Origin of the sequence: Stutzerimonas stutzeri (assembly GCF_018138085.1) — a bacterium.
GTDB lineage: Bacteria > Pseudomonadota > Gammaproteobacteria > Pseudomonadales > Pseudomonadaceae > Stutzerimonas > Stutzerimonas stutzeri_AI.
On sequence record NZ_CP073105.1, the window covers coordinates 2,818,280 to 2,842,005 of the forward strand.

Genomic DNA, 23,726 nt, shown 5'->3' on the forward strand with positions numbered 1-23,726 from the left:
TTGATGGTCTGGTGATCCGTCGAGCGCCGGAACGGCACCGCATTCCAGCACTCGACAGCGGTCTCAACTGCCCAGCGCGACCATTCCGACAGGCCCAATGCTACTCGGCGCGACTGTCCGAGCTGCGGCAGCGGCGCGCTCTGCACGCTGCTGCATGACGATATCCAGGGCACGGCTCGGCAGGATGTCGATGTCGTCGAAGGTGATCAGCTGACCCGGCTCGACGGCGCGTTTGAGCGCTGTCTTTCGCAACAGGCCGATCGGCACATGATCCGGATTCTGGTCGAGCCTGAGTGCTTCACCGCGGAACTGGAACCCGCCGATGCCACGCTCGATCAGTTCGCCAGGACGCATGGCCCGCTTGGCCACGGCGCCGACGCCCAGTGTCGGTGCCGTCGAGTTGTTCAACAACACGCCACCGCCATTGAGCACACGCCTTACGGTCTTGCCGACTTCCAGCGAGCACAGGTGGAACGGGCGAACCAGGGTGTAGTAAGGGCCTGGGCCGAGCTTGAAGTACTCGATTGCGGCCTGCTGATTTTCGTCATGTCGGCAGACGAGAAACACGCCTCCCGCCGGATAGCCAGATGGAATGACGTAATCGACGAAGGGTTGCCCGAGACGCTCGGCCATCAGGCCCAGCAGATTGCCGGTTTCGGTCAGGTTGGTCGAGGCCAGGCCTTCCAGGCCCTGCCGGGTAATGGTTGCACCGAGGCCATTGCCGACGATCACCTGTTCGATCTGCACCTTGGTGCCGTCGGTGAACGAGGTGGTCTGATCGATGCTGATGCCCTGACGCTTCGACCAGTAGGCCATGTCTTCCAGCGTCGGATCGTGATTCAGATAGCCCTTCATGTTGCCGTAGACCAGCGGCTTGAAGCCCATCATCAAGGCTTCTTCGTGCAGCGCCGCCAGCGAGCCTGGCTGGTCACCCTCAGCCTCGGTGAGAAAGCCTTTGCCGGCGAGATAGGAGCCGGTGGTGACTTGCAGCTCCGCATTGACGGTAACGACCGGCAGACCGGCTTCGAAAGCGCGCTCGATGACCTCCGTTCCGTGGAAAACATCACCACTGCATTCGACGATCAGATCGGCGTTGTCGATCATCTGGTCGATGGAGTTCGTGAGACGGTCGGCCAGCGGGAAATCGCTGAAGGAATTCAGCGGGCGGCGGGTCAATACGCGGGTAATTTCCAGATCCTGGTAATGCTGCTTGATCAGCCGGATGAAACAATGGGCGATCATTCCTGTGCCGGATACACCGATCTTCTTGATGTGTGAGGTAGACATAAGCGAATCCATTCAATGGGCAACGAAAGCTCAGACCGCAGCGGCAGGAAAAGATTTTGTAGCAATAAAAATAATCTGGCCTAAAGCCATCGCCTGCCCCAGCTGCGCTCATGGAGCGGTGGACAGTTCCAAGCTAAGCGTTAAGAGCGCGATCCAGCCAATTGATTAATGGCTGCAAGAAAGGAGACGAAAGTTGATTTTTTGTCGCCAGAGCCAAGACGTAAAGGAGGCGGCATTGCACCGCCCCCTATCATGTGTGGTAGCCGTCAGCTTCAGCCCTTCAACGCCGCGATGGCGGCGTCATAGTTAGGCTCTGTGCCGATTTCCGCCACCAGCTCGCTATGCAGCACTTGGTCCTGCTCGTCCAGCACGATCACCGCGCGAGCCGCCACGCCAGCCAGTGGTCCCGTCGCGATGAGCACGCCGTAGTCTTCGAGAAACTCCCGGCCACGCATGGTCGACAGGTTAACGACGTTGTCCAACCCTTCCGCGCCGCAGAAGCGCTTCTGCGCAAACGGCAGATCGGCAGAGATGCAAAGGACGACCGTGTTAGCCAGATCGTTGGCCTGGGCGTTGAATTTGCGCACCGAAGTGGCGCAGGTCGGGGTATCGATGCTCGGGAAAACGTTCAATACCTTGCGTTTGCCAGCGAAGCTGCCCAGCGTGACATCGGCCAGATCTCCGCCAACCAGACTGAACGGCTTGGCCTTCTGTCCCGCCTGCGGGAACGTACCGGCAACCTGGATCGGATTGCCTTTGAGGGTTACTTCAGTCATATCAACTCCTAAGGTCGAGGGCCGCAAACGCATCTGCGGCCCGGATTGATCACGCCGCTTGATTGCGAGCGAAATACTCCTTGGTCAGCTTGGCTACGACCGGGCTCAGCAACAGCAGCGACACCAGGTTCGGGATCGCCATCAGGCCGTTGAGCGTATCGGCCAGCAGCCAGGCGAAGTCCAGCTGAGCAATGGCGCCGAACGGTACGGCCAGAACCCAGATCACCCGGAACGGCCAAATGGCTTTGGTTCCGACCATGAACTCCCAGCATTTCTCACCGAAATAGCTCCAGCCGAGGATGGTGGTGAACGCGAAGACCACCAGGGCGATCGTCAGCAGTGCGCCGCCAATACCCGGCATGGCCGATTCGAAAGCGGCAGCCGATAGCGCCGCGCCACTCTCGCCGCCAGTCCAGACGCCTGAACAGATGATGGCCAGACCGGTGATCGAGCAGATGATGATGGTGTCGATGAACGTGCCCATCATGCCGATCAAGCCGGAGCGAACCGAGCTCTGGGTAGTGCCGGCTGCCTGAGCGATACCGGCGGTTCCAAGGCCGGCCTCGTTGGAAAAGATGCCGCGCGCCACACCGAAGCGAATCGCCGCCATCACTGCCGCACCGGCAAAACCACCCGTGGCGGCGATAGGAGTGAAGGCGTGGGTGAAGATCAGCTCAAACGCATGCGGAATCTCAGCGGCATGCACCACCAGTACAACGATGCCAGCGATGACGTAGGCAACGCACATGAACGGAACCAACGCGGCGGCAACGGCGCCGATGCGCTTGATGCCGCCGAGGATCACCAGGCCGACGAACAGCATGGTGACCAGGCCGGTGACCCAAAGCGGCACGGAGAACGTGGCCTCGAGCGCCAGCGCCATGCTGTTGACCTGCACCATGTTGCCGATACCGAACCCGGCCAGGCCTCCGAAGATGGCGAAGGCGCCACCGAGCCATACCCAGCGCTTGCCCAGACCGTTCTTGATGGCGTACATCGGCCCGCCGACATGCTCGCCACGGTCATCCTTCTCGCGGTAATGCACCGCCAGGACCACTTCGCAATATTTCGTCGCCATGCCCACCAGCGCAGTGCACCACATCCAGAACAGCGCGCCAGGGCCGCCGAGGAAGATCGCCGTGGCCACACCGGCGATGTTGCCGGTACCGACCGTCGCGGCCAGGCAGGTCATCAGCGCCTGGAACGGACTGATCTCGCCCGTTTCTTCGTCGCCTTTCGTGCGTCCGCGCCAGATCAGTGCGAAGCCGGTGCCGATACGCGCCAGCGGCATGAACTTGAGCATCGCCATCAGGAAGAGACCGGTGCCCAGAATCAGCACCAGCATAGGAGGGCCCCAGACGAGACCGTTAACGCTATTGACCAGGTTTTGCAGGAATTCCATTCAAGGCACCCTTATTAATTATGTTAGACATCCTTGCCCGAGCGGCTCGCACCGAGCGGCATAGAGTGCGACGTACACGTCGTCCTCCAACCGTTACGAAGCGACTCGGTAGTGCCCCCACCTCATGTGTTGGGTACTACCGGTAACCTGCAAAACTCATGCTAGAGCCTTGCGTCAGCCGCCATGCAAGATGCGACCGAGCGATCCTACCACCACTGCAAGCGCTTCGCGCGGCACCGTTTACAGCGACCTTCGCCACGTTCTTTACGGGACTGCGCCTGATGCTGGATTGCCGGTTACGTAAGCTCAGTCAGCGTAGCCCAGCGGCGCCGCATCGCCAGCCGATCGATGCGGTTTTCGATCGTACCGGCGGGCTGCGCCGTATCAGAAGTTGCGCCGGTAGAAGATGTCCAGGGAACTGGCGAGGCCGCTGGCGGCCTCGAGGAAGATGCGCTTGGTCAATTGATAGCGCAGGGCGATCGTATTGGCCGACTCGAATACCCCGACGCCGTAGCGAAGGGTCAATTTATCGGTCAGTCGGCCACTGGCGACCACACTGGTATCCGTACCGCTCCCTTCGGTGTCGAGCTGGAAGTCCTGGATGCCCAGCCGCTGAGCGACATTGCCGGTGAACGACGAGCTACCGGCGAGCCCGAGGCCCAGGGCCGCTTGCGCCAGCAGGTTGTTATCGCCGGTTTCGGCACCCAGCGGCCGACCAAGCACCAGGTAGGACAACGCCTGTTCCTGACTCATCGCCGGCTCGGCGAACACGTCCACCCGGGGCTGTTCGGCGCTGCCGGTGATGCGAAGCCCGGCAATCACGTTGTCCGACTCGATCCGGCGTATGGCTTCGATATTCAGGAACGGCTGCGACAGCAAACCGGTGAACAGCAACTGCGCACGGCGAATCGTCAGGCGCTGGCCGTAGGCCCTATAGCGCCCGTTGTTCAGATTGAGCTCGCCACGGGTGTCCAGGTTGTCACCGATGTGCAGATGGCCGGCCAGATCGGCGGTGAGGCCGAAGCCAGAGAATCGCAGTCGGTCCTGGCCCACCTCCACATCGATGTCCATGCGAATGGCCAGCGGCGTCTCAGCTTGTTCGGCTTCTTCTCCGACGATCTGCGCATCTTCGGAAACCCGGACGGTCGAGGGCGGCAATTCACGCACAGTGATCTTCCCGCGCGGTACGCGCACCTTGCCGCTTACCGCCAGTTGCTGGTCGGCCAGCTCGATTCGCAAGTCCGGCTCGATTTCCAGTTCGGCGTAGGGTTCGACGATCACCGGCAGTCGGCTGCCGCTCACCCGCAGGTCCAGCTCCAGCGCATCTCGCCAATCCAGCGTGCCGACGATCGTCCCCTGGCCCTGCTCGCCACTGCGCCAGTCGCCATCGACGCGTACACGCTCGCCTTCGATGGATGCGCGCAGCTGAAGCTGCTCGAAGCTGACGGGCAACTGACTGCCCGCAATTTCAGCGTCGCTCAGTCGCAACTCACCATTGACTTGCGGCTGACTCAAGGTACCGGACAGCTCACCGCTGCCATTGAGCTGCCCACTCAGACGATCTACCTGAGGAATGAAGGGCCTGGCCACCGCAAGGTCGAGACGACTCAAACGGAAATTGCCGGAGATCGCCTTCGCCTCGGACCGTGGATCGACCTGCAGACGCAGGTCCAGCTCACCCAGCTCGCCGCCTTCGAAGCGCACACGGCTGTCGACCCGCTGGGGCGTCAGTTCGCTGTCCAGCGCAAGGGTCTGGTAAGGAAAGGCCAGCCACTGGTCCCCGTCGCGCATGCGCAGCGTACCCGGCCCAGCATCGATATGAACGCGCCCATTGGGGCCGGCACTTGGCAAGTCGAGGGACACATCAGCGTTGACCTCGCCCTGCCAGACCAAGGTGTCAGGCAAATAAGCGGAGAGCGATTGCAACGGAAAGTCGCGCAGCTTGTAGCGCAGCTGCGGGTCTGGAAGCAGCCGCTGGGTTTCGGCACAAAGCGAGGCAGGTCCGGAAGTCCAGCAGTGCGCGCCAAAGGTGAGGCGACCGCTGGCTAGCCGCTCCAGGGTCGCCGGCTGCCGAAGCGCCCATTGCTGCCCCTTGGCGTCCAACTCGGCACGCGACAAACGGCCTCGCCAATCGTCGCCACGTAATCCCCCCTCCAGCGCCAGGGACAGCTGCAACAGCGGGCCGCGTAGGTACAGCTCGGTCTGATGGGCCTGTCGGGTACCCGCTGCACTGACCTGCAATCGGCCCAGGTCGGTATCGCCGGCTTGCAGGCCCTCGGCCGACAGGCGCAGCTGGCCGCGTTCGTCGCCTGCCAGGCTGGCCGCCAGCTGCAACTGGCTCACCCCATTGTCCTGAAAGGCGATCTTGCTGCCTTCCAGCGCCAAATTGCCTTTGGGAGCCTGGGGCGTGCCGGCCAGATCGAGATGACCGGCCAATTGCCCGCGTAGATCAGGCCAGAGCTGTCCGAGCCTGGTCAGATCCAGTTCGAGGTTAGCCTGCAGCGTTTCGGCCCAGCGTCCGTGCCCCTGGATCCGGTTGTCGCCCAGGCGCAGGTCGAGACGCGGAACGTCCCAGACCGCGCCCTGCCCGCTTGCCTCCAATTGCAAATTCAACGGTTGCTGGCGCAGCCGGCCATCGAGGTCCAGTTGCGCCTGCGCCTCCAGTTGCTGCCCGCGCAGGGCGCCGCGGCTGTCTAGCGTCCCGCCGAGCTGCCCAGGAAGTTCGGCGACCCAATAGGAGGGATCGAGTTCGCTCAGCGTAAGCCGAGTGTTCCAGTCGATGCCCTCGACGAAGCCGACGCTGAGGCTGCCACTGGCCTTGCCCTGCCCGGTGCGCAATTCCAACTGGGGCAGATGGACCTCCTCGAGGTTGCCGCTCACCGGGCTCTGCAGGCTGAAGGCACCCGAGGGACCGGTCAGTGCCGCGTCGAAGTTGCCCAGATAGCGTCCGTCGTCGTACTGAATCTGCGCGTTCAGGCTGTGCAACGTCACGGGTGGTTCGTCCACCTCGGGATACAGCCGGCGCCAGGGGAAATCGCGCCACGCCAATTGCGCTTCGCCCGTCACCCCATCCTGCCAGCTGGCCTGTCCGCTGATGTCGATCCGCTGATCGGATCCAGCGTCCAGTCGTAACGCATCGACCTGCGCCCGTTGCGCGTCGATCAGAGCGTTCAAGACGAGACCGACCGCACCGCCCTGGCCCTGAAGACGGCCCTCGCCGACCATCCGGTAGCCGCGGTCGAGGTCGCCTTCGGCCGTCAGCTCCAGTGTCTCGAGCCGCAGCGCGTCGGGCAAAGCTGCGGTTGCCTTGAAGCCCTCGACCACGAGCCCCAGTTTCGCCGGCAACGACGGCTCCAAGGGGCGTATCCGACCACCGAGCTTGGCGTCCAGGTAGCCCTGGCTCTCGATGTTCAGCATCAAGTGCTCTTGCAGCTCGCCGTCAACTTCGATCTTCAGCGCCCAAGGTTGCCCATCTGGCGAGCGCAAGGCCGCAGTGCCGCCCAGCCTCAACGGCCAGTCCCCATCGGGTTGTAGCTGTCCGCCGAGGTCCAGGATCAGGTCTTCGCGCCGCAGTTCCAGCGCATCGATGTCTAGCCCCTGCCGCTGCCAGTTCGCGCGCAGCTGTAAGCCCTGGAGTTGTTCGACCCCATTCAGTCGGAGGTTGCCGATCTGGACGCGCTCGACACGCAGCTCCAGCGGCAACTTGAGCTCGGGCAGGCTGAACGGCTCGTTCGGCTTGTCGTCCTCGGCCGTCGAGGGAAACGTCAGATCGACATCGCCCGTCACCAGCTCGTCGACGCAAAGCGCCATGCGCAGCAGGCATAGCGGCGACCAGGCCATGCGCGGCGACTGTATCTCGACACGGCTACCGTTCTGCTCCCACACCAGTCGCTGCGCCTGCCACTCACCGCCGAGACGCCCACGGAACTCCTCGACTTGCACGCCTGGCGCCTTGGCCAGTACCCAGCGACTGCCGGCAGTAGTACCCAGCAGCGCACCTACCGACAGAGCGATCAGCAGCACCAGCAGCATCAGGCCCGAGCATGCCCAGCCCAGGATTTTCAGGGTTTGCCTCAAAGCTCTGGCCCCATGGAGAAGTGCAGCCGCACACCGCCCTCGTCATCCAGCGGATGCGCCAGGTCGATCCGGATCGGGCCGACCGGTGAAACCCAGCGAACGCCCAGCCCGACGCTGCTCTTCAGCGAGGGCAGCTCCAGCGAGTTGAACGCATTGCCCTGGTCGATGAAGGATGCGACGCGCCACTTGTCCGTCAGCGCGTATTGATACTCGGCACTGACCGCCAATTGATAGCGTCCGCCCACCTTGTCGCCATCCGAATTGGTGGGCGACAGGCTCTGATAGTCGTAGCCACGAACGCTCTGATCACCACCGGCGAAATAGCGCAACGACGGCGGCACATTGGTGTATTCGTTGGTCCAGTTGCCGCCGACCTGCACTCGTCCAAGGAAACGGTGACGCCCGGCGAGGGTGATCAGGCCCTTGATCGTCGTGTTCGCGTGGATCAGATCGGCGTCCGACAGCAGGCCCTCCTTGGCCGCGGCCAGCTCGAACTCGAGGCGATAGCCACGGCTGGGATCGATACGGTTGTCGCTACGCAGATAGCTGTAGGCGACGCCAGGCATCAGCAAGGTGCTGACGCCCGAGTCATCACCCAACTGGTACTGTTCGTGCCGCCATTTCAGCGCCCAGACCCGCTGCCAGCCGCTGGGCAACTTGCGGTGCCATTCGGGGCCGACCGTCAGCAGCCGGCTTTCACTGTCACTGTCGGCCAATTGCTCGAATTGATAGCCGCCGGCATAGCGCAGCTTATCGGTCAGAGGCGGGTCCAGCGGCACGTCGTACCAAAGCCCGATGTTCTGGCGCGGCGCCGACAGCTCGGTTTCGAGCCCGTAGCTGTGGCCTTTTGCGTTGACCCAGTGACGCAGGAAGTCGAAGCGCATGCGCGGCCCCACATCCGTGGAAAAGCCCAGTCCGAGACCCAGTGTCCGCGGTTCACGGGTGGTCAGCTGTACCGCCACGGGAATGCGCTGCTGCTGGGCATTCGCCGGATTGGCGTCGACCCGAACCCCTTCGAAATAGCCACTCGACTGCATCGCCTGGGTCAGCTCCGCGACCAGTTCGGAATCGTAGGGCGTGCCGGCGTCGAACGGCACCATGCGGGCCAGCAGATCGGGATCGAAGGGTGAATCCCCTTCGAAACGCACATCGCCGAGGGCATATCGCGGGCCACTGACGAACACCAGCTCGACGTCGGCCGCGTTCACCGCGGGATCAATGGCAAGCCGTTGGCGTTCGAAGCGTCCGTCAAAAAAGCCATAGCGTGACGCCTGATTGAGAATCTGCTGCTTCACCTCTTCGTAGCGACCATGGTTGAGCACGTCGCCGCTATTGAGCACCTTGCGCGGCACGCGAAAGCGGCTCAGCTCGGCGGCTGGCCCTTCTACACGCAGCGTGATGTCGCGCAGCCGAACCGGTTCGCCCGGCTGGATGCGCAGGGTCAAGCGCGGATTCTCGCCGCCGGAGACTTCGCTGTCGAACTGGCCGTGGTAATAACCCAGCGCCTGAAGCGCCTTCTCTGCTTGCTGCTGGGCAATGCGGCTGTAACGCAACAGCTCCTGCTCGTCGCGATCACCGAGGCTGCCGATATAGTTCTCGACGTTTTCCCGCAGAGCACGTTGGGACGGTTCGATAATCACCTCGAGTTCCGCCGAGCAGACCGCCATGGAGGCGAACAGGCTGGCGCCGAGGAGAAGGATTCGACGAATAAAGGGTAAGCGCATGGCGGGCGATGCTAGCACGACGCGCACCGGCGCTCGGGCTGGCTGCGCCGCGTGCGGTTCGTTGGAAGCGGCATCAGGCAGTACATGAAAGGAACTTCGTCGGGCATCCACCGATTGGACTGCGAGGCCTCGGCAAAATTCGGCTTTAGCCGCCGCTGGCCTCGACTCGGCGCGGCGCCGGATGGAAGAACACATGCTCGACTACCGGTCCGATCGCCACCTGCCCGATGTCCTCGTAGCCCTGACGCTCGTAAAAATTCAGATAGCGAGCGTTACCCGTGTCGATCACCAGCCCTTGCGATGCCGTGTCCGCCGCGCACCAGTTGTGCAGCGCCTCGAGCAGTTGCTCACCATAATGCTGGCCTTGAAACTGCGGGTGGACACCCATCAGCGGCAGCACATGAAACGCGCCCGGCGGCAAGCAACCGAGCACCGCGGCGTGGTAGTCGAGATAGCGTCGGGTGCAGCGAAAGCCGGCGGTCAACAACATGCGCATCCGCCAGGCCCAGCTCTCGGTGACGTCCAGCCGCCGCTGCGGCGGGGCGATCAGGGCGACGGCGATCAGCCGATCATCGAGCAGCAAGCCCAGGGCGGGCTGGTCCTGCAACAGGTGCTGATTGACCAGCTCACGTACGGTCGCCCGCACGCGCTGGTCGTAGCCGGGTCGATCGGCTTCGAATAGATAGGCAAAGGTGGGCTCGTGTCGATAAGCGTTGTACAGCAGTGAGCGGGCTTCCCTGGCGTAACCACTGTCCAGCAGTCGTACTTCAGCAGGCATCGGCATGACGGTTCTCTTCTGGTCGTTCTGTCGTAAGCGCTGATTTCACGTTAGCACCCGCCATGCACTTGCGCCGCCTCGAGCGCGGACAGGCCGGCCATGCCAACACGATTCGCCCCGGTTCGTGCGAAACGACTAAAATCCCGTCTTTTTAAAGGGTCCGCAGCCATGAAAATCGTTTCCTTCAACATCAATGGATTACGAGCAAGACCCCACCAACTGGCGGCACTGATCGAAAAGCATCAGCCCGACGTCATCGGTCTGCAGGAAACCAAGGTCGCTGACGAGCAGTTCCCGCAAGCCGAGATCGAAGCATTGGGCTATCACGTCCACTTCCACGGCCAGAAGGGTCATTACGGCGTCGCGCTGCTGTCACGGCAGGCGCCGCTGGAGATCCACAAGGGCTTCCCAGGCGACGGCGAGGAATCGCAGAAACGCTTCATCTGGGGCCGGTTCGCCGACGGCAATGGCGAGCCGGTCACCGTGATGAACGGCTACTTCCCGCAAGGTGAAAGCCGCGCGCATCCCACCAAGTTTCCTGCCAAGACCAAGTTCTACGCCGATCTCCAGGCGCTGCTCGAAGAGCGCTTCACGCCTGAAGACTCCGTTGCGGTGATGGGCGACTTCAACATTTCCCCCGAAGATTGCGACATCGGCATCGGCGAAGTGAACGCCAAGCGCTGGCTACGCACGGGCAAGTGCAGCTTTCTGCCGGAGGAGCGCGAGTGGCTGGCGCGCTTGAAGAACTGGGGCCTGCAGGACAGCTTTCGCACACTCAACCCGGAAGTGATCGATCGCTTCAGCTGGTTCGACTACCGCAGCCGCGGCTTCGAGGATGATCCGCGTCGGGGGCTGCGCATCGATCTGATCCTGACCACCGCCGGCCTGCATCAGCGAGTCACCGACTGCGGTGTCGACTACGACATCCGCAGCATGGAAAAACCTTCGGACCACTGTCCGGTCTGGATCGCACTCAGCTGACCGCGCCCCTGGCGGCGCCCGCTCTGGAATCAGGCACAGCGCTGTCACGGGACGGTAATCAAAGCGTCTTAATCTCTCCGCTTCTTTTGAAAGGGAGAGTCGCTACATGGCCTGTACCGCGTCCGTACGCACCCTGGGAAAACGGGCGCTGCGCCTGGCATTGCTCAGCCTGATCGTTAGCGCAGCGATCATCAATGGCGCCGTGACAGTGCTCGCCGCCGACGGCGATGACGAAGCCGTGTTGCGGATACAGGGATCGAACACCGTAGGGGCAAAACTGGCGCCAACGCTGATTGCCGGCCTGTTCGAAGCGCAGGGCATGGGTTCCGTACGCGTTACCCCGGCCGGGCGCGAGAACGAACAGCGCGTCAGCGCCGTCGACAGTTCCGGCCGGACGATCCACGCACTGGTCGCAGCCCACGGGACGGGCACCGGCTTCTCCGGACTTAAAGACGGTTCCGCCGACCTGGCAGCCGCCTCCCGCCCGATCAAGGACAGCGAACGCCAAAGCCTTGCCAAACTCGGCGACCTGCGTAGCGCACAGGCTGAACAAGTCATCGCGATCGACGGCCTGGCGATCATCGTCAATCCAAGTAATGCTATCGCCTCGCTCAGCGTCGAGCAGGTTGCGCGCTTGTTCGCCGGCGAATTAAAGAACTGGAAGGAGCTGGGCGGCCAGGACCTCGCGGTCGAGTTGCACGCCCGCGATGACCAATCCGGCACCTACGATACATTCAAGGAATTGGTCCTCGGCCGACAGAACAAGACGCTGGCCGAAAACGCGGCACGTTACGAATCCAACGACCAGCTATCGAAGATGGTCAGCAGCCGCCCTGGCGCGATCGGTTTCGTCGGCCTCGCCTCGGTGGGCAGCTCTAAAGCCCTGGCGATAGCCGATGGCGACTCGCAGCCGATGCCACCCTCAACTGCACTGGTCGCGACCGAGGACTACCCATTGTCCCGGCGCCTGTTCTTCTACGCCAACCCAGGCCACCAATCGGACTGGACCCGCGCCTATCTCGATTTCGTGCACAGCCCGGCCGGGCAAGCCATCGTGGCGCAATCCGGTTACGTCGCGCAGGCCATCAACGCCATCAAGCTTCCGCCACAGCCCGGCATGCCGCCGCTCTACCAGGCCCTGTCCAGTCAGGCGCAGCGGCTGACGGTCAACTTCCGCTTCGACGAAGGCAGCGCTCAGCTGGACAACAAAGCCCAGCGTGACGTCGGACGCCTGATCGACTATCTGAAGCGCACGAACAAAACCATGGACTCCGCGGTACTGGTAGGTTTCGGCGACGCTAAAGGCGACACGGCGCGCACCGAGCTGCTGTCGAAACTACGTGCCATGGCGGTGCGGCGGGAGCTGTCGCGTGGCGGCATTCTCGTCAGGGATATCAACGGATTGGGCGACCAGCTGCCGGTGGCGTCCAACAGCGAAGCCGGACGCATCAAGAACAGGCGCGTCGAGGTCTGGGTGTATTGAAGCCGCAAAATCGTATCAGCCGCTTGCCTGCCTCGTACTATTCCCGGCCCCCGGGTCGCGACTAAGCTCTGAGAAATAATCAGCGCGGGAACGACTATGTATCTGGTATGTGGCGAAGCCCTGTTCGACGTGTTCATGGCGCCTGCCGGCACCGCTCACAATCGCCTGACGCTCGACGCGATCGCAGGCGGCTCGCCGTTCAACGTCTCAGTCGGGCTGGCCAGGCTGGGGACGCCCTGCGCGTTGTTCACCGGTATCTCCAGCGACCCCATGGGTCAGCAGTTGCGCCAGGTGCTCAGCAAGGAAGGAGTCGAGGGGCGCTATCTGGTGCCCTTCGATGCGCCGACCACGCTGGCCATGGTCGCGCTGGGCGACAATGGCGTGCCGAGCTACAGCTTTCGCGGTGAAAGTTGCGCCGATCGGCTACCGCGTGACGAGCATCTCGGCGTGCTTGGCGACGAGGTTCGCGGCATTCATCTGGGCTCCTATTCACTGGTCACCACGCCGATCGCCGATACGCTGTTAGCGCTGGTACGCCGCGAAAGCGGGCGTCGGCTGATTTCCCTGGACCCGAATATCCGCCTTAACGTCGAGCCAGATGTGCTGCGCTGGCGCGAGCGGATCGAAGCCTTCGCCGAGCGGGCTCACCTGATCAAGGTCAGCGACGAAGACCTTGCACTGCTCTACCCCGGCGAAACCCCTGAGAACGTGGCGCGACGCTGGCTGCAGGGCGGCAGCGAGCTGGTACTGCTGACGCGCGGGGGGGCCGGAGCGCAGCTGTTCAGCCGGCAGCACGGCGAGCTGAACGAAGCGGCGCGGGCCGTCACCCTGTGCGATACCGTGGGCGCCGGCGACTCCTTTCAGGCCGCCCTCCTCAGCTATCTGCATGAACACCGGCTGGATTCGCCGATTGCGCTGGCAGGCATTACCCGCGAGCAGTCGCAGGCGCTGCTGGCATTCGCGGTCGAGGCCGCGGCGCTCACCTGCTCCCGTCGCGGTCCGGACCTGCCCCACCGATACGAATTTGCCTAACCGGTTGGCGGCAACGGCGCGAACGTCTATAACCCCAAGGGGACAACAACAAGGACGCCGGAACCGAGCATGAAAGCGCTGAAGATCACCGATCCATCCTATGAACTGATGGACGACCATCACGGCAATTCACTGATCTACCGGGAGCACGGCTTCCCCTGTCCGCTGGTGCGCTGGCACAACCATAAGGAGTACGAGCTCCACCTGATCGTCGCCAGCTCGGGAAAGGTCTTCGTCGGCGATTACGTCGGCAACTTCAGCCCGGACAGCCTGTTCCTCACCGGCCCGCATCTGCCGCACAACTGGATCAGCCAGGTCGGGGAAGGCGAAGTGGTGGCCAAGCGCGACATGCTGGTCAACTTCACCGACGAACTGTTCGAGGCGGGCCACAACGTCTTCTCGGAACTTCGCAGCTTCGCGCCAATGCTCGAGCGCTCCCGCTACGGGATCGAGTTTCGTTGCCCGCACACCATCGCCCAGGCGAGACAGCTCATGCAGCAGATCGCCGACAGCCGCGGCGCTACCCGCCTCGGCTACTTCCTGATCATGCTCGAGCTGCTGGCACGCTGTGACGACTATCACCTGCTCTCGGGTGCGACCTCGGCGCAGCTGAGCGACGAGCATCACGCCGATCGCACCAACATGGCAGTCAACTACATCTTCGACAATTACATGCGCGAATTGCCGCTTGAAGAGGTGGCCAGCCACCTGGGCATGAAACCCACCTATTTCTCACGCTTCTTCAAACGGGCAACGGGCCGTTGCTACGTCGAGTTCGTCAACAGCCTGCGCATCAGCAAGTCTTGCGAGCTGCTGCTGGACCCGGAAAAGCCGGTGACCGATATCTGCTTCGAATCGGGTTTCAACAACCTGTCCAATTTCAACCGCCGCTTCCAGCAGCTCAAAGGCATGACGCCTTCGTGCTACCGTCGCCTGGTCGAACAACGACTGACCGAGCAGAACCTGGCCAGCTGATACGCTTCCGGCCGCTGCCCTGGACCATCCAGGCCTCCCCTATCCGATCATCCGAGCGTTATGGAGCGCGGATAAGCCCCATGCTTGAGCGCCCGGCACGGATAGAGCGCGCATCGGGCCTGGTACAGCGCGCATGCGGGCACAGTGCAAAAATGTATCGAATAGAGTGCAGTCAGGGCTTTGTCGCCTTGCTGCCGCCGGCGTTGTAATGCCTGCGAGCCGCTCGTAGCGAAGTACGCGGGCAACAACAAAAACAATAAGCGACTTCCACCGCTCTGCCGTGGAAGAGGAGTTCAGGAATGAAGATTTCACACTTGCTGCTCGGCACCGCCTGCATGGCCTCGCTCGGCGTGACCCAGGCTGCCGAAACCCTGACGGTCGCGACGGTCAACAACGCGGACATGATCCGCATGCAGCGCCTGTCCAAGACCTTCGAAGAGAAGCACCCCGACATCAAACTCAACTGGGTGGTGCTGGAAGAAAACGTCCTGCGCCAGCGCCTGACTACCGATATCGCTACCCAGGGCGGCCAGTTCGACGTACTGACCATCGGCATGTACGAAGCCTCTCTCTGGGGCGCCAAGGGCTGGCTCGCGCCGATGACCGATCTGCCCGCCAGCTACGACCTCGACGATGTCTTCCCCTCGGTGCGTGAAGGGCTGTCGGTCGATAGCACCCTGTACGCGCTGCCGTTCTACGCCGAAAGCTCGATGACCTACTACCGCACCGACCTGTTCGAACAGGCGGGCCTGGAGATGCCCGAGCATCCCACCTGGACGCAGATGGCGGAGTTCGCCGAAAAGCTGCACAAGCCGGGGGATGAGCAGTACGGCATCTGCCTGCGTGGCAAGGCCGGCTGGGGCGAGAACATGGCGCTGGTGACCACCGTCGCCAACGCCTTCGGCGCGCGCTGGTTCGACGAGAAGTGGCAGCCGGAATTCACCGGACCGGAATGGACCCAGGCGGCGAAGTTCTACGTCGATACGCTGAGCAAGTACGGCCCGCCCGGGGCGTCGAGCAACGGCTTCAACGAGAACCTGGCCCTGTTCAACAGCGGCAAATGCGCCATGTGGGTCGACGCGACGGTGGCAGGCTCCTTCGTCACCGACGAATCGCAGAGCAAGGTCGCGGACAAGGTGGGCTTTACCTTCGCCCCGCACGAAACGACCGACAAGGGATCAGCATGGCTGTACTCCTGGGCGCTGGCGATTCCCACCAGTTCGCAGCAGAAGGACGCGGCCAAGACATTCGCCGCCTGGGCCACCTCGAAAGACTACGCCGAGCTCGTCGCCAAGACCGACGGCGTCGCCAATGTACCGCCGGGCACCCGCGAGTCCACCTACAGCGAGGAATACATGGCGGCCGCACCGTTCGCCAAGATCACCCTGGAGTCGTTGAAGCAGGCTGACCCAGCCGATCCGTCGGCCAAGCCCGTGCCCTACGTCGGCATCCAGCTGGTCACCATTCCGGAGTTCCAGGCGATCGGCACCCAGGTCGGCAAGATGTTCGCCGCCGCGCTTACCGGGCAGATGCCGGTCGAACAGATGCTGACGGCTGTGCAGCAATCGACCACCCGCGAAATGAAACGCGCCGGCTACCCCAAGTAGGCCATGCCAAGGCATCCCACCGGACAGGGCTCGCCCGAGCCCTCATGGTCTTCCTTCACCCGGAGCACGTCCATGGCTACCCCTTCGACAGCCTTGCCCAAGGCCTCCCTTTCCGATACGGCAAGCGAATCGGACGCGCGCCAGCCGCGCCGGTTCGGACCCAGCTGGTTCCTCGTCAGCCCGTCCGTTGCGCTGTTGCTGCTGTGGATGCTGGTGCCGCTGGCGATGACCGTCTATTTCTCGGTGATTCGCTACAACCTGCTCTACCCCGGCGAGAACGACTTCGTCGGGCTGGAGAATTTTCACTACTTCCTGACCGACGCCGGCTTCATGCCCGGCATGATCAACACCTTGATCCTGGTCGGCAGCGTGCTGCTGATCAGCGTCGTGCTCGGCGTACTGATCTCCGCATTGCTGGAGGCGGCCGACTTCGCCGGCCGCGGCATCGTCCGGGTCATGCTGATTTCGCCGTTCTTCATCATGCCGACCGTCAGCGCCCTGGTCTGGAAGAACCTGATCTACCACCCGGTGTCGGGCATCCTCGCCGCGGTCTGGAAGTTCTTCGGTGCGCAGCCGGTGGACTGGCTGGCACAGCACCCGCTGGCCTCGATCGTGATCATCGTGTCCTGGCAATGGCTGCCTTTCGCCATCCTGATCCTGATGACCGCCATGCAGTCGCTCGACCAGGAACAGAAGGAGGCTGCCCGCCTCGACGGCGCCGGCCCGATCGCGATCTTCTGGCACCTGACGCTGCCGCACCTGGCGCGCCCCATCGCCGTGGTGGTGATGATCGAGACGATCTTCCTGCTGTCGGTCTTCGCTGAAATCTTCACCACCACCAGCGGTGGTCCCGGCTACGCCTCGACCAACCTTGCCTACCTGATCTACAACCAGGCGCTGCTGCAGTTCGACGTCGGCATGGCCTCGGCCGGCGGTCTGATCGCGGTGGTGATCGCCAACATCGCGGCGATCATCCTGGTGCGGATGCTCGGCAAGAATCTCACCGAAAAATACTGAGGGCAGACGATGCTGACGCTCAAACAAAGTCGCCGCCTCAATACCCTGGTGGTCGGGCTATTCGCCTGGGCCGTGGCGCTGCTGCTGTTCTTCCCGATCTTCTGGATGATTCTCACCAGCTTCAAGACCGAGATCGACGCATTCGCCACACCGCCGCAGTTCATCTTCACGCCGACGCTGGAGAACTACCTGCACATCCAGGACCGCAGCGGCTACTTCAAGTACGCCTGGAACTCGGTGACCATCTCCTTCGGCGCCACCGCACTGGGCATGCTGATCGCCATCCCCGCCGCCTACTCGATGGCCTTCTACGAGACCAAGCGGACCAAGGGCACGCTGCTGTGGATGCTTTCGACCAAGATGCTGCCGCCGGTGGGCGTGCTGGTGCCGATCTATCTGCTGGCCAAGCAGTTCGGCCTGCTCGACAGCCGCACGGTGCTGATCGTTATCTACACGCTGATCAACCTGCCGATCCTGGTCTGGATGATCTACACCTATTTCAAGGACATCCCCCGCGACATCCTCGAGGCGGCGCGAATGGACGGCGCCACGCTGATGCAGGAAATGGTTCGCGTGCTGCTGCCGATCAGCAAGGGCGGCCTCGCCTCGACCATGCTGCTGTCGTTGATCCTGTGCTGGAACGAGGCCTTCTGGTCGTTGAACCTGACCTCGTCCAATGCTGCGCCATTGACTGCGCTGATCGCCTCCTACTCCAGTCCCGAAGGCCTGTTCTGGGCCAAGCTTTCGGCTGTCTCCACCCTCGCCTGCGCACCCATCCTGATATTCGGCTGGATCAGCCAGAAACAGCTGGTCCGCGGCCTGTCGTTCGGCGCCGTGAAATAGCGCGCCGAACCGAAGAACAACAGAGGATTCGAACATGGCAGACCTGAAAATCCACAACCTGAAGAAAGGCTTCGACGGCAACGAGATCATCAAGGGCATCGACCTGGATATCCGCGACCGTGAATTCGTCGTCTTCGTCGGCCCATCCGGCTGCGGCAAGTCCACCCTGCTGCGGCTGATCGCCGGGCTGGAAGAAGTCAGCAGTGGCACCATCGAGCTCGACGGCCGGGACATCACCGATCTCAGCCCGGCCAAGCGTGACCTGGCGATGGTGTTCCAGACCTACGCGCTGTATCCGCACATGACGGTGCGCAAGAACATGTCCTTCGCCCTCGACCTGGCCGGTGCCGACAAGCAGGAAGTGGCGCGCAAGATCGAAGCCGCAGCGCGCACCCTGGAGCTGGAGCCGCTGCTCGAACGCAAGCCGCGCCAGCTCTCCGGCGGCCAGCGCCAGCGCGTCGCCATCGGCCGCGCCATCGTGCGTAACCCCAAGGTGTTCCTGTTCGACGAGCCGCTGTCGAACCTCGATGCCGCGCTGCGCGTGCAGATGCGCCTGGAGCTGTCGCGCCTGCATCAGGAACTGCAGGCCACGATGATCTACGTGACCCACGATCAGGTCGAAGCCATGACCCTGGCCGACAAGGTGGTGGTGCTCAACGGCGGTCGTATCGAACAGGTCGGTTCGCCCATGGAGCTTTACCACCATCCGGCCAACCTGTTCGTCGCCGGTTTTCTCGGCACGCCGAAGATGGGTTTCCTCCGCGGACGGATCAGCCGAGCCGAAGCTGCCGGCGTGGAGGTCGAACTGGAAGCCGGCTGCCGCCTGTTTCTCCCGCTTGGCGGTGGATCATTGGCAGTGGGCGACCCGGTTACGCTGGGCGTTCGTCCGGAGCACCTCAACCGCGGCAGCGCGGGCAATTGCCAGTTGACCGTCAAGGCCGACGTCAGCGAGCGACTGGGCAGCGACACCTATTGCCACGTGATTACCCAGACCGGCGAGCCGCTGACGATGCGCATCCGCGGCGATTTCACGCCGCGTTATGGCGAGCCGTTGACCCTGGATCTGGATGCCAGCCACTGCCACCTGTTCGACAGCAACGGGCTGGCGGTCGGCCAACCGCTGCAGCAGGTCGCCTGACAGCCAAACCGCTTCAGGAACAACCCGCCCGCCGACGTATCGCTGCCATCACGACAGCGATTACGCCGCCGGCTTTCCCTTCACACGCCCAGCGAGGCCTGACATGAAGCTGAAACAACAGAACCTGCCGCAGCTGCCGGACCAAATCGCCCGCCCGGCCTACAACCTCGAGGCGGTCACGGCGGGCATTGCACACATCGGCGTCGGCGGTTTTCATCGCGCCCATCAGGCCGCCTACATCGATGCGCTGATGAACACTGGCGAAGGCCTGGACTGGGGCATCTGCGGGATCGGCACGCGTACCGACGAGCTGGGCATGCGTGATGCCCTGGCCTCGCAGGATTTCCTCTACACCCTGGTCGAACTCGACGATCGCCCGGATACCGAAGTGCGCGTAATCGGCAGCATCCGCGACATGCTGCTGGTCGGCGAGGACGGCTCCGAGGCAGTGGCCGCCCGGCTGGCCGACCCCGCCATTCGCATCGTGTCGCTGACCATCACCGAAGGCGGCTACTGCATGGACGACAGCACCGGCCAGTTCAACGCTGCGCTGCCCCACATCCAGCATGACCTGGAAAACCCATGCGCTCCGATCAGCGTGTTCGGCCTCATCTGCGCGGCGCTCGCCAAACGTCGTGGTCAAGGCACGCCCCCTTTCACCGTCATGTCCTGCGATAACCTGCCGCACAACGGCGACGTCACCCGCAAGGCAATGCTGGCCTTCGCCAGCCTGGTCGATCCCGAGCTGGCTGGCTGGATCGACAGCAACGTCAGCTTTCCCAATGCCATGGTCGACCGGATTACCCCGATGACCAGCGCCGCGCACCGCAAGAACCTCAGGCAGCAGCACGGTATCGACGACGCCTGGCCAGTGGTCTGCGAGCCCTTCGTGCAATGGGTGCTGGAGGACAAGTTCGTCGCTGGTCGGCCTGCCTGGGACAAGGTCGGCGTGCAGTTCACCGACGACGTCGCGCCCTACGAAGAGATGAAGATCAAGCTCCTCAACGGCAGTCACCTGGCGCTGACCTATCTCGGATTCCTTCGCGGCTACCGCTTCGTGCACGAGACCATGGCCGATCCGCTGTTCGTCGAGTACATCCGCCGCTACATGGACGATGACGTCACGCCGCAGTTGGCGCCGGTGCCGGGCATTGACCTGACCGAGTACAAGCAGACGCTGATCGAGCGGCTCTCCAACTGCGCCATTGCCGACCAGCTCGAGCGGGTCTGCTCGGACGGCTCGTCGAAGTTTCCCAAGTTCACAGTGCCGACCATCAATCGCCTGATCGCCGATAACGCCGAGCTGGACCGGGCGGCGCTGGTCGTCGCGGCGTGGGCGCTGTATTTGCGCGGCGTCGACGAAAACGGCAACCGCTACCGGATTCCCGATCCACGGGCCGAGTTCTGCCAGGCGCTGGTCGAGGAAGACGAAGGACTCGCCGAGCGATTGCTGGGTCGTGAAGAAATCTTCGGCAGCCAGATTCCACGCTCGCCCGCGTTCCGCGATGCGTTCGAGCGCAACCTGCTGAGGCTGCGCACGCTGGGTGTCAGCGGGACACTCGATCTGTTACTGACGCGCTGAGGGCAGCTCCATGTATCTCGGTATCGACTGCGGGACCCAGGGCACCAAGGCACTGCTGCTCGATGCGGACAGCGGGCGTGTCCTGGGCCAGGGTTCGGCCAGTCACGAGCTGATCAGCGGGCCGAACGGGCGTCGCGAACAGGACACCGAGCAATGGACTTCAGCGTTCGAAAAGGCCACCGCCGCGGCTCTGGCCGAAGCGGGCGTGGACGGGAGCCAAGTGCTCGGCATCGGGGTCTCCGGCCAGCAGCATGGCTTGGTCACGCTCGATGCTGAAGGCCAGGTGCTGCGGCCGGCCAAGCTCTGGTGCGACACCGAATCAGCGAACGAAAACCAACGCCTGCTCGATTGGCTGGGCGGCGAACGGGGTTCGCTCGATCGTCTCGGTGTGGTCATCGCGCCGGGCTATACCGTTTCCAAGCTGCTCTGGATGAAAGAACAGCATCCGCAGTTGTTCGAGCGCATCGCTCATATCCTGCTGCCTCACGATTATCTCAACTACTGGCTCACGGGCCGATGCTGTAGCGAATACGGCGATGCGTCCGGAACCGGCTATTTCAACGTGCGCACCCGGGAATGGGACTGCGCAATCCTGCGCCATATCGATCCAGGCGGTCGCCTTGAAGTGGCATTGCCGGAGCTGATCGAGTCGGACCAGCCCGTTGGCCGGCTGCGCCCAGCGCTGGCGAAGCGCCTGGGTTTGAATCCGCAAGCCATCGTATCGAGCGGTGGAGGCGACAACATGATGGGCGCGATAGGCACCGGCAACATCCGCCCGGGCGCTATCACCATGAGCCTGGGGACATCCGGCACGCTCTACGCCTATGCAGACCAGCCGCGTATCAGCGCGCAGCCCTCCGTCGCCACCTTCTGTTCATCCAGCGGCGGCTGGCTGCCGCTGATCTGCACCATGAACCTGACCAACGCAAACGGCGCCATCCGGGACCTGTTGCAGCTTGATCTCGAGGCCTTCAGTGCGCTGGCGGCCGAGGCGCCGATCGGCGCTGCAGGCGTGACCATGCTGCCGTTTCTCAACGGTGAACGCGTGCCCGCCCAGCCCCAGGCAACAGCCAGCCTGCACGGCCTGACCGCGGACAACCTCACCCGCGCCAATCTGTGTCGCGCGGTGATCGAGGGCGTGACCTTCGGCCTGCGCTACGGGCTGGATCTGCTACGTGACAGCGGGATTCACAGCCAGCGTATCCAACTGGTCGGAGGCGGCGCGAAGAGCCCGATGTGGCGGCAGATGGTCGCCGACATGATGGCAGCCCCGGTGGTCTGCACCCGCCACAGCGAAGCCGCCGCGCTGGGTGGGGCGATCCAGGCCGCCTGGTGCCATGCGCGACAGACCGATCCTGAAGCCAGCCTCGAAGTCCTGTGCGAGCGCTGCGTCAGTGTTGACGAGGCGACTGCTGTCGAGCCGTCAGCCAATGCGGTCAATGCCTATGAGCTGGCCTACCGGCGTTACCGAGAGCTGATTGCGGCCACCTACGGTCAGCGAACCCCACCGGATCTGAGCACAGTGGCGCCATAAGCGCGCCGGGAGCGGGGGCAGGTGCGGCGGTACGACCGTAGCTGCAGCCCGTTCGCGAGCAGAGCTCGCTCCTACCAAAAGCGGGCCGCCGTGGCAGCAAGCTTGTTCTCGAACGACCTCCCGGTAAGCCGCACTGATAACAGCGCATAAAAAAGCAAAGCCACTCGCGTGGCTTTGCTTTTATTTGCTCGGTACGACTGCTTGCTCCTGCTGCTCGGAGCTACCGGCGCTTTATCGGCTACGCAGCATCTCACGGGGGAAGTACTTGCCCAGCTCGTGCTTGGCGATCGACGCGCGGTGCACCTCATCCGGGCCGTCGGCCAGGCGCAGGGTGCGCTGCATCGCCCACCAATGAGCCAGCGGGAAGTCTTCGGAAACCCCGGCGCCGCCGTGGATCTGGATGGCACGGTCGATCACTTTCAGCGCGACGTTCGGCGCCACGACCTTGATCTGCGCAATCTCGCTCGCGGCAATCTTGTTGCCCACCGTGTCCATCATGTACGCGGCATTGAGCGTCAACAGGCGCGCCATGTTGATCTCGATCCGGCACTCGGCGATGTGATCGAGGTTGGCACCCAGTCGCGCCAGCGGCTTGCCGAACGCGGTGCGGTTCACCGAGCGCTCGCACATAAGCTTCAACGCCCGCTCCGCGACACCGACCGAACGCATGCAATGGTGAATACGACCTGGGCCGAGGCGACCCTGGGCGATTTCGAAACCGCGGCCCTCACCGAGCAGCACGTTCTCGTACGGCACCCGCACGTTCTCCAGCAGCACTTCGGCGTGACCGTGCGGCGCGTCGTCATAGCCGAACACCGGTAGCGGACGCAGCACCTTGAGACCCGGCGCATCCATCGGCACGAGAATCATCGAATGCTGCTGGTGGCGCGGCGCGTCCGGGTTGGTCAGGCCCATGAAGATCATCACCTTGCAACGCGGATCGCAGGCACCTGAGGTCCACCACTTGCGACCGTTGATGACCCACTCGTCCCCCTCACGTACCGCGCGCGCTTCCATGTTGGTCGCATCCGACGACGCCACACCCGGCTCGGTCATGCCGAAGGCCGAACGGATCTCGCCACGCAGCAAAGGTTCGAGCCATTGTCTTTTCTGCTCTTCACTGCCATAGCGCACCAGCACTTCCATGTTGCCTGTGTCCGGCGCCGAGCAGTTGAAGGCCTCCGGGCCGAGGCCCGAGCTGCCCATGATCTCGGCCAGCGGCGCGTACTCGGTGTTGGTCAGGCCGGCACCCAGTTCGGAATCCGGCAGAAAGAGGTTCCACAACCCTTCGGCCTTCGCCTTGGCCTTCAGCTCTTCGACAATCGCGGTCGGCTGCCAGCGGTCGCCTTCGCTTACCTGTTGGTAGAACACTTTCTCGGCGGGATAGACATGTGCATCCATGAACGCCTGAACGCGCTCACGCAACTCTTGAACCTTGGGGGAATAGGCGAAATCCATGGCGACAGACCTTCTGCAGGTAACGTTTTGTA

Annotated in this window: 17 protein-coding genes; 10 read left to right on the forward strand and 7 right to left on the reverse strand. The window is 63.1% G+C overall.

Annotation, left to right across the window (positions count from 1 at the left end; translation table 11 throughout):
- Positions 1–63: 63 nt before the first annotated feature.
- From KCX70_RS12865 to KCX70_RS12890, 6 genes are all read right to left on the reverse strand, one after another.
- Positions 64–1,242, reverse strand: a complete 1,179-nt coding sequence (locus KCX70_RS12865) for an NAD(P)-dependent oxidoreductase (RefSeq protein ID WP_102846216.1) — start codon at positions 1,240–1,242, stop codon at positions 64–66.
- 317 nt (positions 1,243–1,559) lie between these two features.
- Positions 1,560–2,063 carry a thiol peroxidase gene (tpx, locus tag KCX70_RS12870; RefSeq protein WP_102845731.1) on the reverse strand — a complete coding sequence of 168 codons (504 nt, stop codon included), beginning with the start codon at positions 2,061–2,063 and terminating at the stop codon, positions 1,560–1,562.
- 49 nt (positions 2,064–2,112) lie between these two features.
- Positions 2,113–3,465: an alanine/glycine:cation symporter family protein gene (locus KCX70_RS12875; RefSeq protein ID WP_102845730.1), complete on the reverse strand. Its 1,353-nt coding sequence runs from the start codon at positions 3,463–3,465 to the stop codon at positions 2,113–2,115.
- A gap of 384 nt (positions 3,466–3,849) precedes the next feature.
- Positions 3,850–7,497: a translocation/assembly module TamB domain-containing protein gene (locus KCX70_RS12880; protein WP_212620340.1), complete on the reverse strand. Its 3,648-nt coding sequence runs from the start codon at positions 7,495–7,497 to the stop codon at positions 3,850–3,852.
- Between the two features lie 41 nt (positions 7,498–7,538).
- Positions 7,539–9,266 (reverse strand): autotransporter assembly complex protein TamA, encoded by a 1,728-nt coding sequence (locus tag KCX70_RS12885; protein WP_212617784.1) that lies wholly within the window; start codon positions 9,264–9,266, stop codon positions 7,539–7,541.
- Positions 9,267–9,411: 145 nt separating this feature from the next.
- Complete coding sequence (locus KCX70_RS12890) at positions 9,412–10,050, reverse strand: GNAT family N-acetyltransferase (RefSeq protein ID WP_102845727.1); 639 nt, start codon at positions 10,048–10,050, stop codon at positions 9,412–9,414.
- Between the two features lie 162 nt (positions 10,051–10,212).
- Between KCX70_RS12890 and xthA the strand changes: the two genes are divergently transcribed.
- From xthA to xylB, 10 genes are all read left to right on the forward strand, one after another.
- On the forward strand, positions 10,213–11,025 hold the full coding sequence (gene xthA / locus KCX70_RS12895) for an exodeoxyribonuclease III (protein WP_212617785.1): 813 nt from the start codon (positions 10,213–10,215) through the stop codon (positions 11,023–11,025).
- A gap of 106 nt (positions 11,026–11,131) precedes the next feature.
- Positions 11,132–12,508 (forward strand): substrate-binding domain-containing protein, encoded by a 1,377-nt coding sequence (locus KCX70_RS12900; protein WP_212617786.1) that lies wholly within the window; start codon positions 11,132–11,134, stop codon positions 12,506–12,508.
- Positions 12,509–12,604: 96 nt separating this feature from the next.
- Positions 12,605–13,540, forward strand: coding sequence for a carbohydrate kinase family protein (locus tag KCX70_RS12905; RefSeq protein WP_212617787.1), 936 nt, complete (start codon positions 12,605–12,607; stop codon positions 13,538–13,540).
- Positions 13,541–13,609: 69 nt separating this feature from the next.
- Positions 13,610–14,515: an AraC family transcriptional regulator gene (locus KCX70_RS12910; RefSeq protein ID WP_021208984.1), complete on the forward strand. Its 906-nt coding sequence runs from the start codon at positions 13,610–13,612 to the stop codon at positions 14,513–14,515.
- 299 nt (positions 14,516–14,814) lie between these two features.
- A complete protein-coding gene (locus tag KCX70_RS12915; protein WP_212617788.1) occupies positions 14,815–16,122 on the forward strand; it encodes an ABC transporter substrate-binding protein in 1,308 nt (435 codons plus the stop codon).
- A gap of 72 nt (positions 16,123–16,194) precedes the next feature.
- Positions 16,195–17,139: a carbohydrate ABC transporter permease gene (locus KCX70_RS12920; RefSeq protein ID WP_021208986.1), complete on the forward strand. Its 945-nt coding sequence runs from the start codon at positions 16,195–16,197 to the stop codon at positions 17,137–17,139.
- A gap of 9 nt (positions 17,140–17,148) precedes the next feature.
- Positions 17,149–17,982 (forward strand): carbohydrate ABC transporter permease, encoded by an 834-nt coding sequence (locus tag KCX70_RS12925; RefSeq protein WP_025242016.1) that lies wholly within the window; start codon positions 17,149–17,151, stop codon positions 17,980–17,982.
- Between the two features lie 34 nt (positions 17,983–18,016).
- Positions 18,017–19,120 carry an ABC transporter ATP-binding protein gene (locus KCX70_RS12930; RefSeq protein WP_212617789.1) on the forward strand — a complete coding sequence of 368 codons (1,104 nt, stop codon included), beginning with the start codon at positions 18,017–18,019 and terminating at the stop codon, positions 19,118–19,120.
- 103 nt (positions 19,121–19,223) lie between these two features.
- Positions 19,224–20,702, forward strand: a complete 1,479-nt coding sequence (locus KCX70_RS12935; protein ID WP_212617790.1) for a mannitol dehydrogenase family protein — start codon at positions 19,224–19,226, stop codon at positions 20,700–20,702.
- 10 nt (positions 20,703–20,712) lie between these two features.
- Complete coding sequence (xylB, locus tag KCX70_RS12940; protein WP_212617791.1) at positions 20,713–22,236, forward strand: xylulokinase; 1,524 nt, start codon at positions 20,713–20,715, stop codon at positions 22,234–22,236.
- Positions 22,237–22,467: 231 nt separating this feature from the next.
- On the opposite strand, the gene KCX70_RS12945 is transcribed toward xylB, so the two are convergent.
- Positions 22,468–23,694: an acyl-CoA dehydrogenase gene (locus KCX70_RS12945; protein WP_212617792.1), complete on the reverse strand. Its 1,227-nt coding sequence runs from the start codon at positions 23,692–23,694 to the stop codon at positions 22,468–22,470.
- Positions 23,695–23,726: the final 32 nt, after the last annotated feature.

What these genes read in the sequence shown, in the direction of transcription:
- xthA (WP_212617785.1), top strand. Translation starts at nt 10,213, where the DNA reads ATGAAAATCGTTTCCTTCAACATCAATGGATTACGAGCAAGACCCCAC.
- KCX70_RS12910 (WP_021208984.1), top strand. Translation starts at nt 13,610, where the DNA reads ATGAAAGCGCTGAAGATCACCGATCCATCCTATGAACTGATGGACGAC.
- KCX70_RS12880 (WP_212620340.1), bottom strand. Translation starts at nt 7,497, where the DNA reads ATGCTGCTGGTGCTGCTGATCGCTCTGTCGGTAGGTGCGCTGCTGGGT.
- KCX70_RS12875 (WP_102845730.1), bottom strand. Translation starts at nt 3,465, where the DNA reads ATGGAATTCCTGCAAAACCTGGTCAATAGCGTTAACGGTCTCGTCTGG.
- KCX70_RS12900 (WP_212617786.1), top strand. Translation starts at nt 11,132, where the DNA reads ATGGCCTGTACCGCGTCCGTACGCACCCTGGGAAAACGGGCGCTGCGC.
- KCX70_RS12945 (WP_212617792.1), bottom strand. Translation starts at nt 23,694, where the DNA reads ATGGATTTCGCCTATTCCCCCAAGGTTCAAGAGTTGCGTGAGCGCGTT.
- KCX70_RS12915 (WP_212617788.1), top strand. Translation starts at nt 14,815, where the DNA reads ATGAAGATTTCACACTTGCTGCTCGGCACCGCCTGCATGGCCTCGCTC.
- KCX70_RS12890 (WP_102845727.1), bottom strand. Translation starts at nt 10,050, where the DNA reads ATGCCGATGCCTGCTGAAGTACGACTGCTGGACAGTGGTTACGCCAGG.
- KCX70_RS12865 (WP_102846216.1), bottom strand. Translation starts at nt 1,242, where the DNA reads ATGATCGCCCATTGTTTCATCCGGCTGATCAAGCAGCATTACCAGGAT.
- xylB (WP_212617791.1), top strand. Translation starts at nt 20,713, where the DNA reads ATGTATCTCGGTATCGACTGCGGGACCCAGGGCACCAAGGCACTGCTG.
- KCX70_RS12885 (WP_212617784.1), bottom strand. Translation starts at nt 9,266, where the DNA reads ATGCGCTTACCCTTTATTCGTCGAATCCTTCTCCTCGGCGCCAGCCTG.
- KCX70_RS12925 (WP_025242016.1), top strand. Translation starts at nt 17,149, where the DNA reads ATGCTGACGCTCAAACAAAGTCGCCGCCTCAATACCCTGGTGGTCGGG.
- KCX70_RS12930 (WP_212617789.1), top strand. Translation starts at nt 18,017, where the DNA reads ATGGCAGACCTGAAAATCCACAACCTGAAGAAAGGCTTCGACGGCAAC.
- tpx (WP_102845731.1), bottom strand. Translation starts at nt 2,063, where the DNA reads ATGACTGAAGTAACCCTCAAAGGCAATCCGATCCAGGTTGCCGGTACG.
- KCX70_RS12935 (WP_212617790.1), top strand. Translation starts at nt 19,224, where the DNA reads ATGAAGCTGAAACAACAGAACCTGCCGCAGCTGCCGGACCAAATCGCC.
- KCX70_RS12905 (WP_212617787.1), top strand. Translation starts at nt 12,605, where the DNA reads ATGTATCTGGTATGTGGCGAAGCCCTGTTCGACGTGTTCATGGCGCCT.
- KCX70_RS12920 (WP_021208986.1), top strand. Translation starts at nt 16,195, where the DNA reads ATGGCTACCCCTTCGACAGCCTTGCCCAAGGCCTCCCTTTCCGATACG.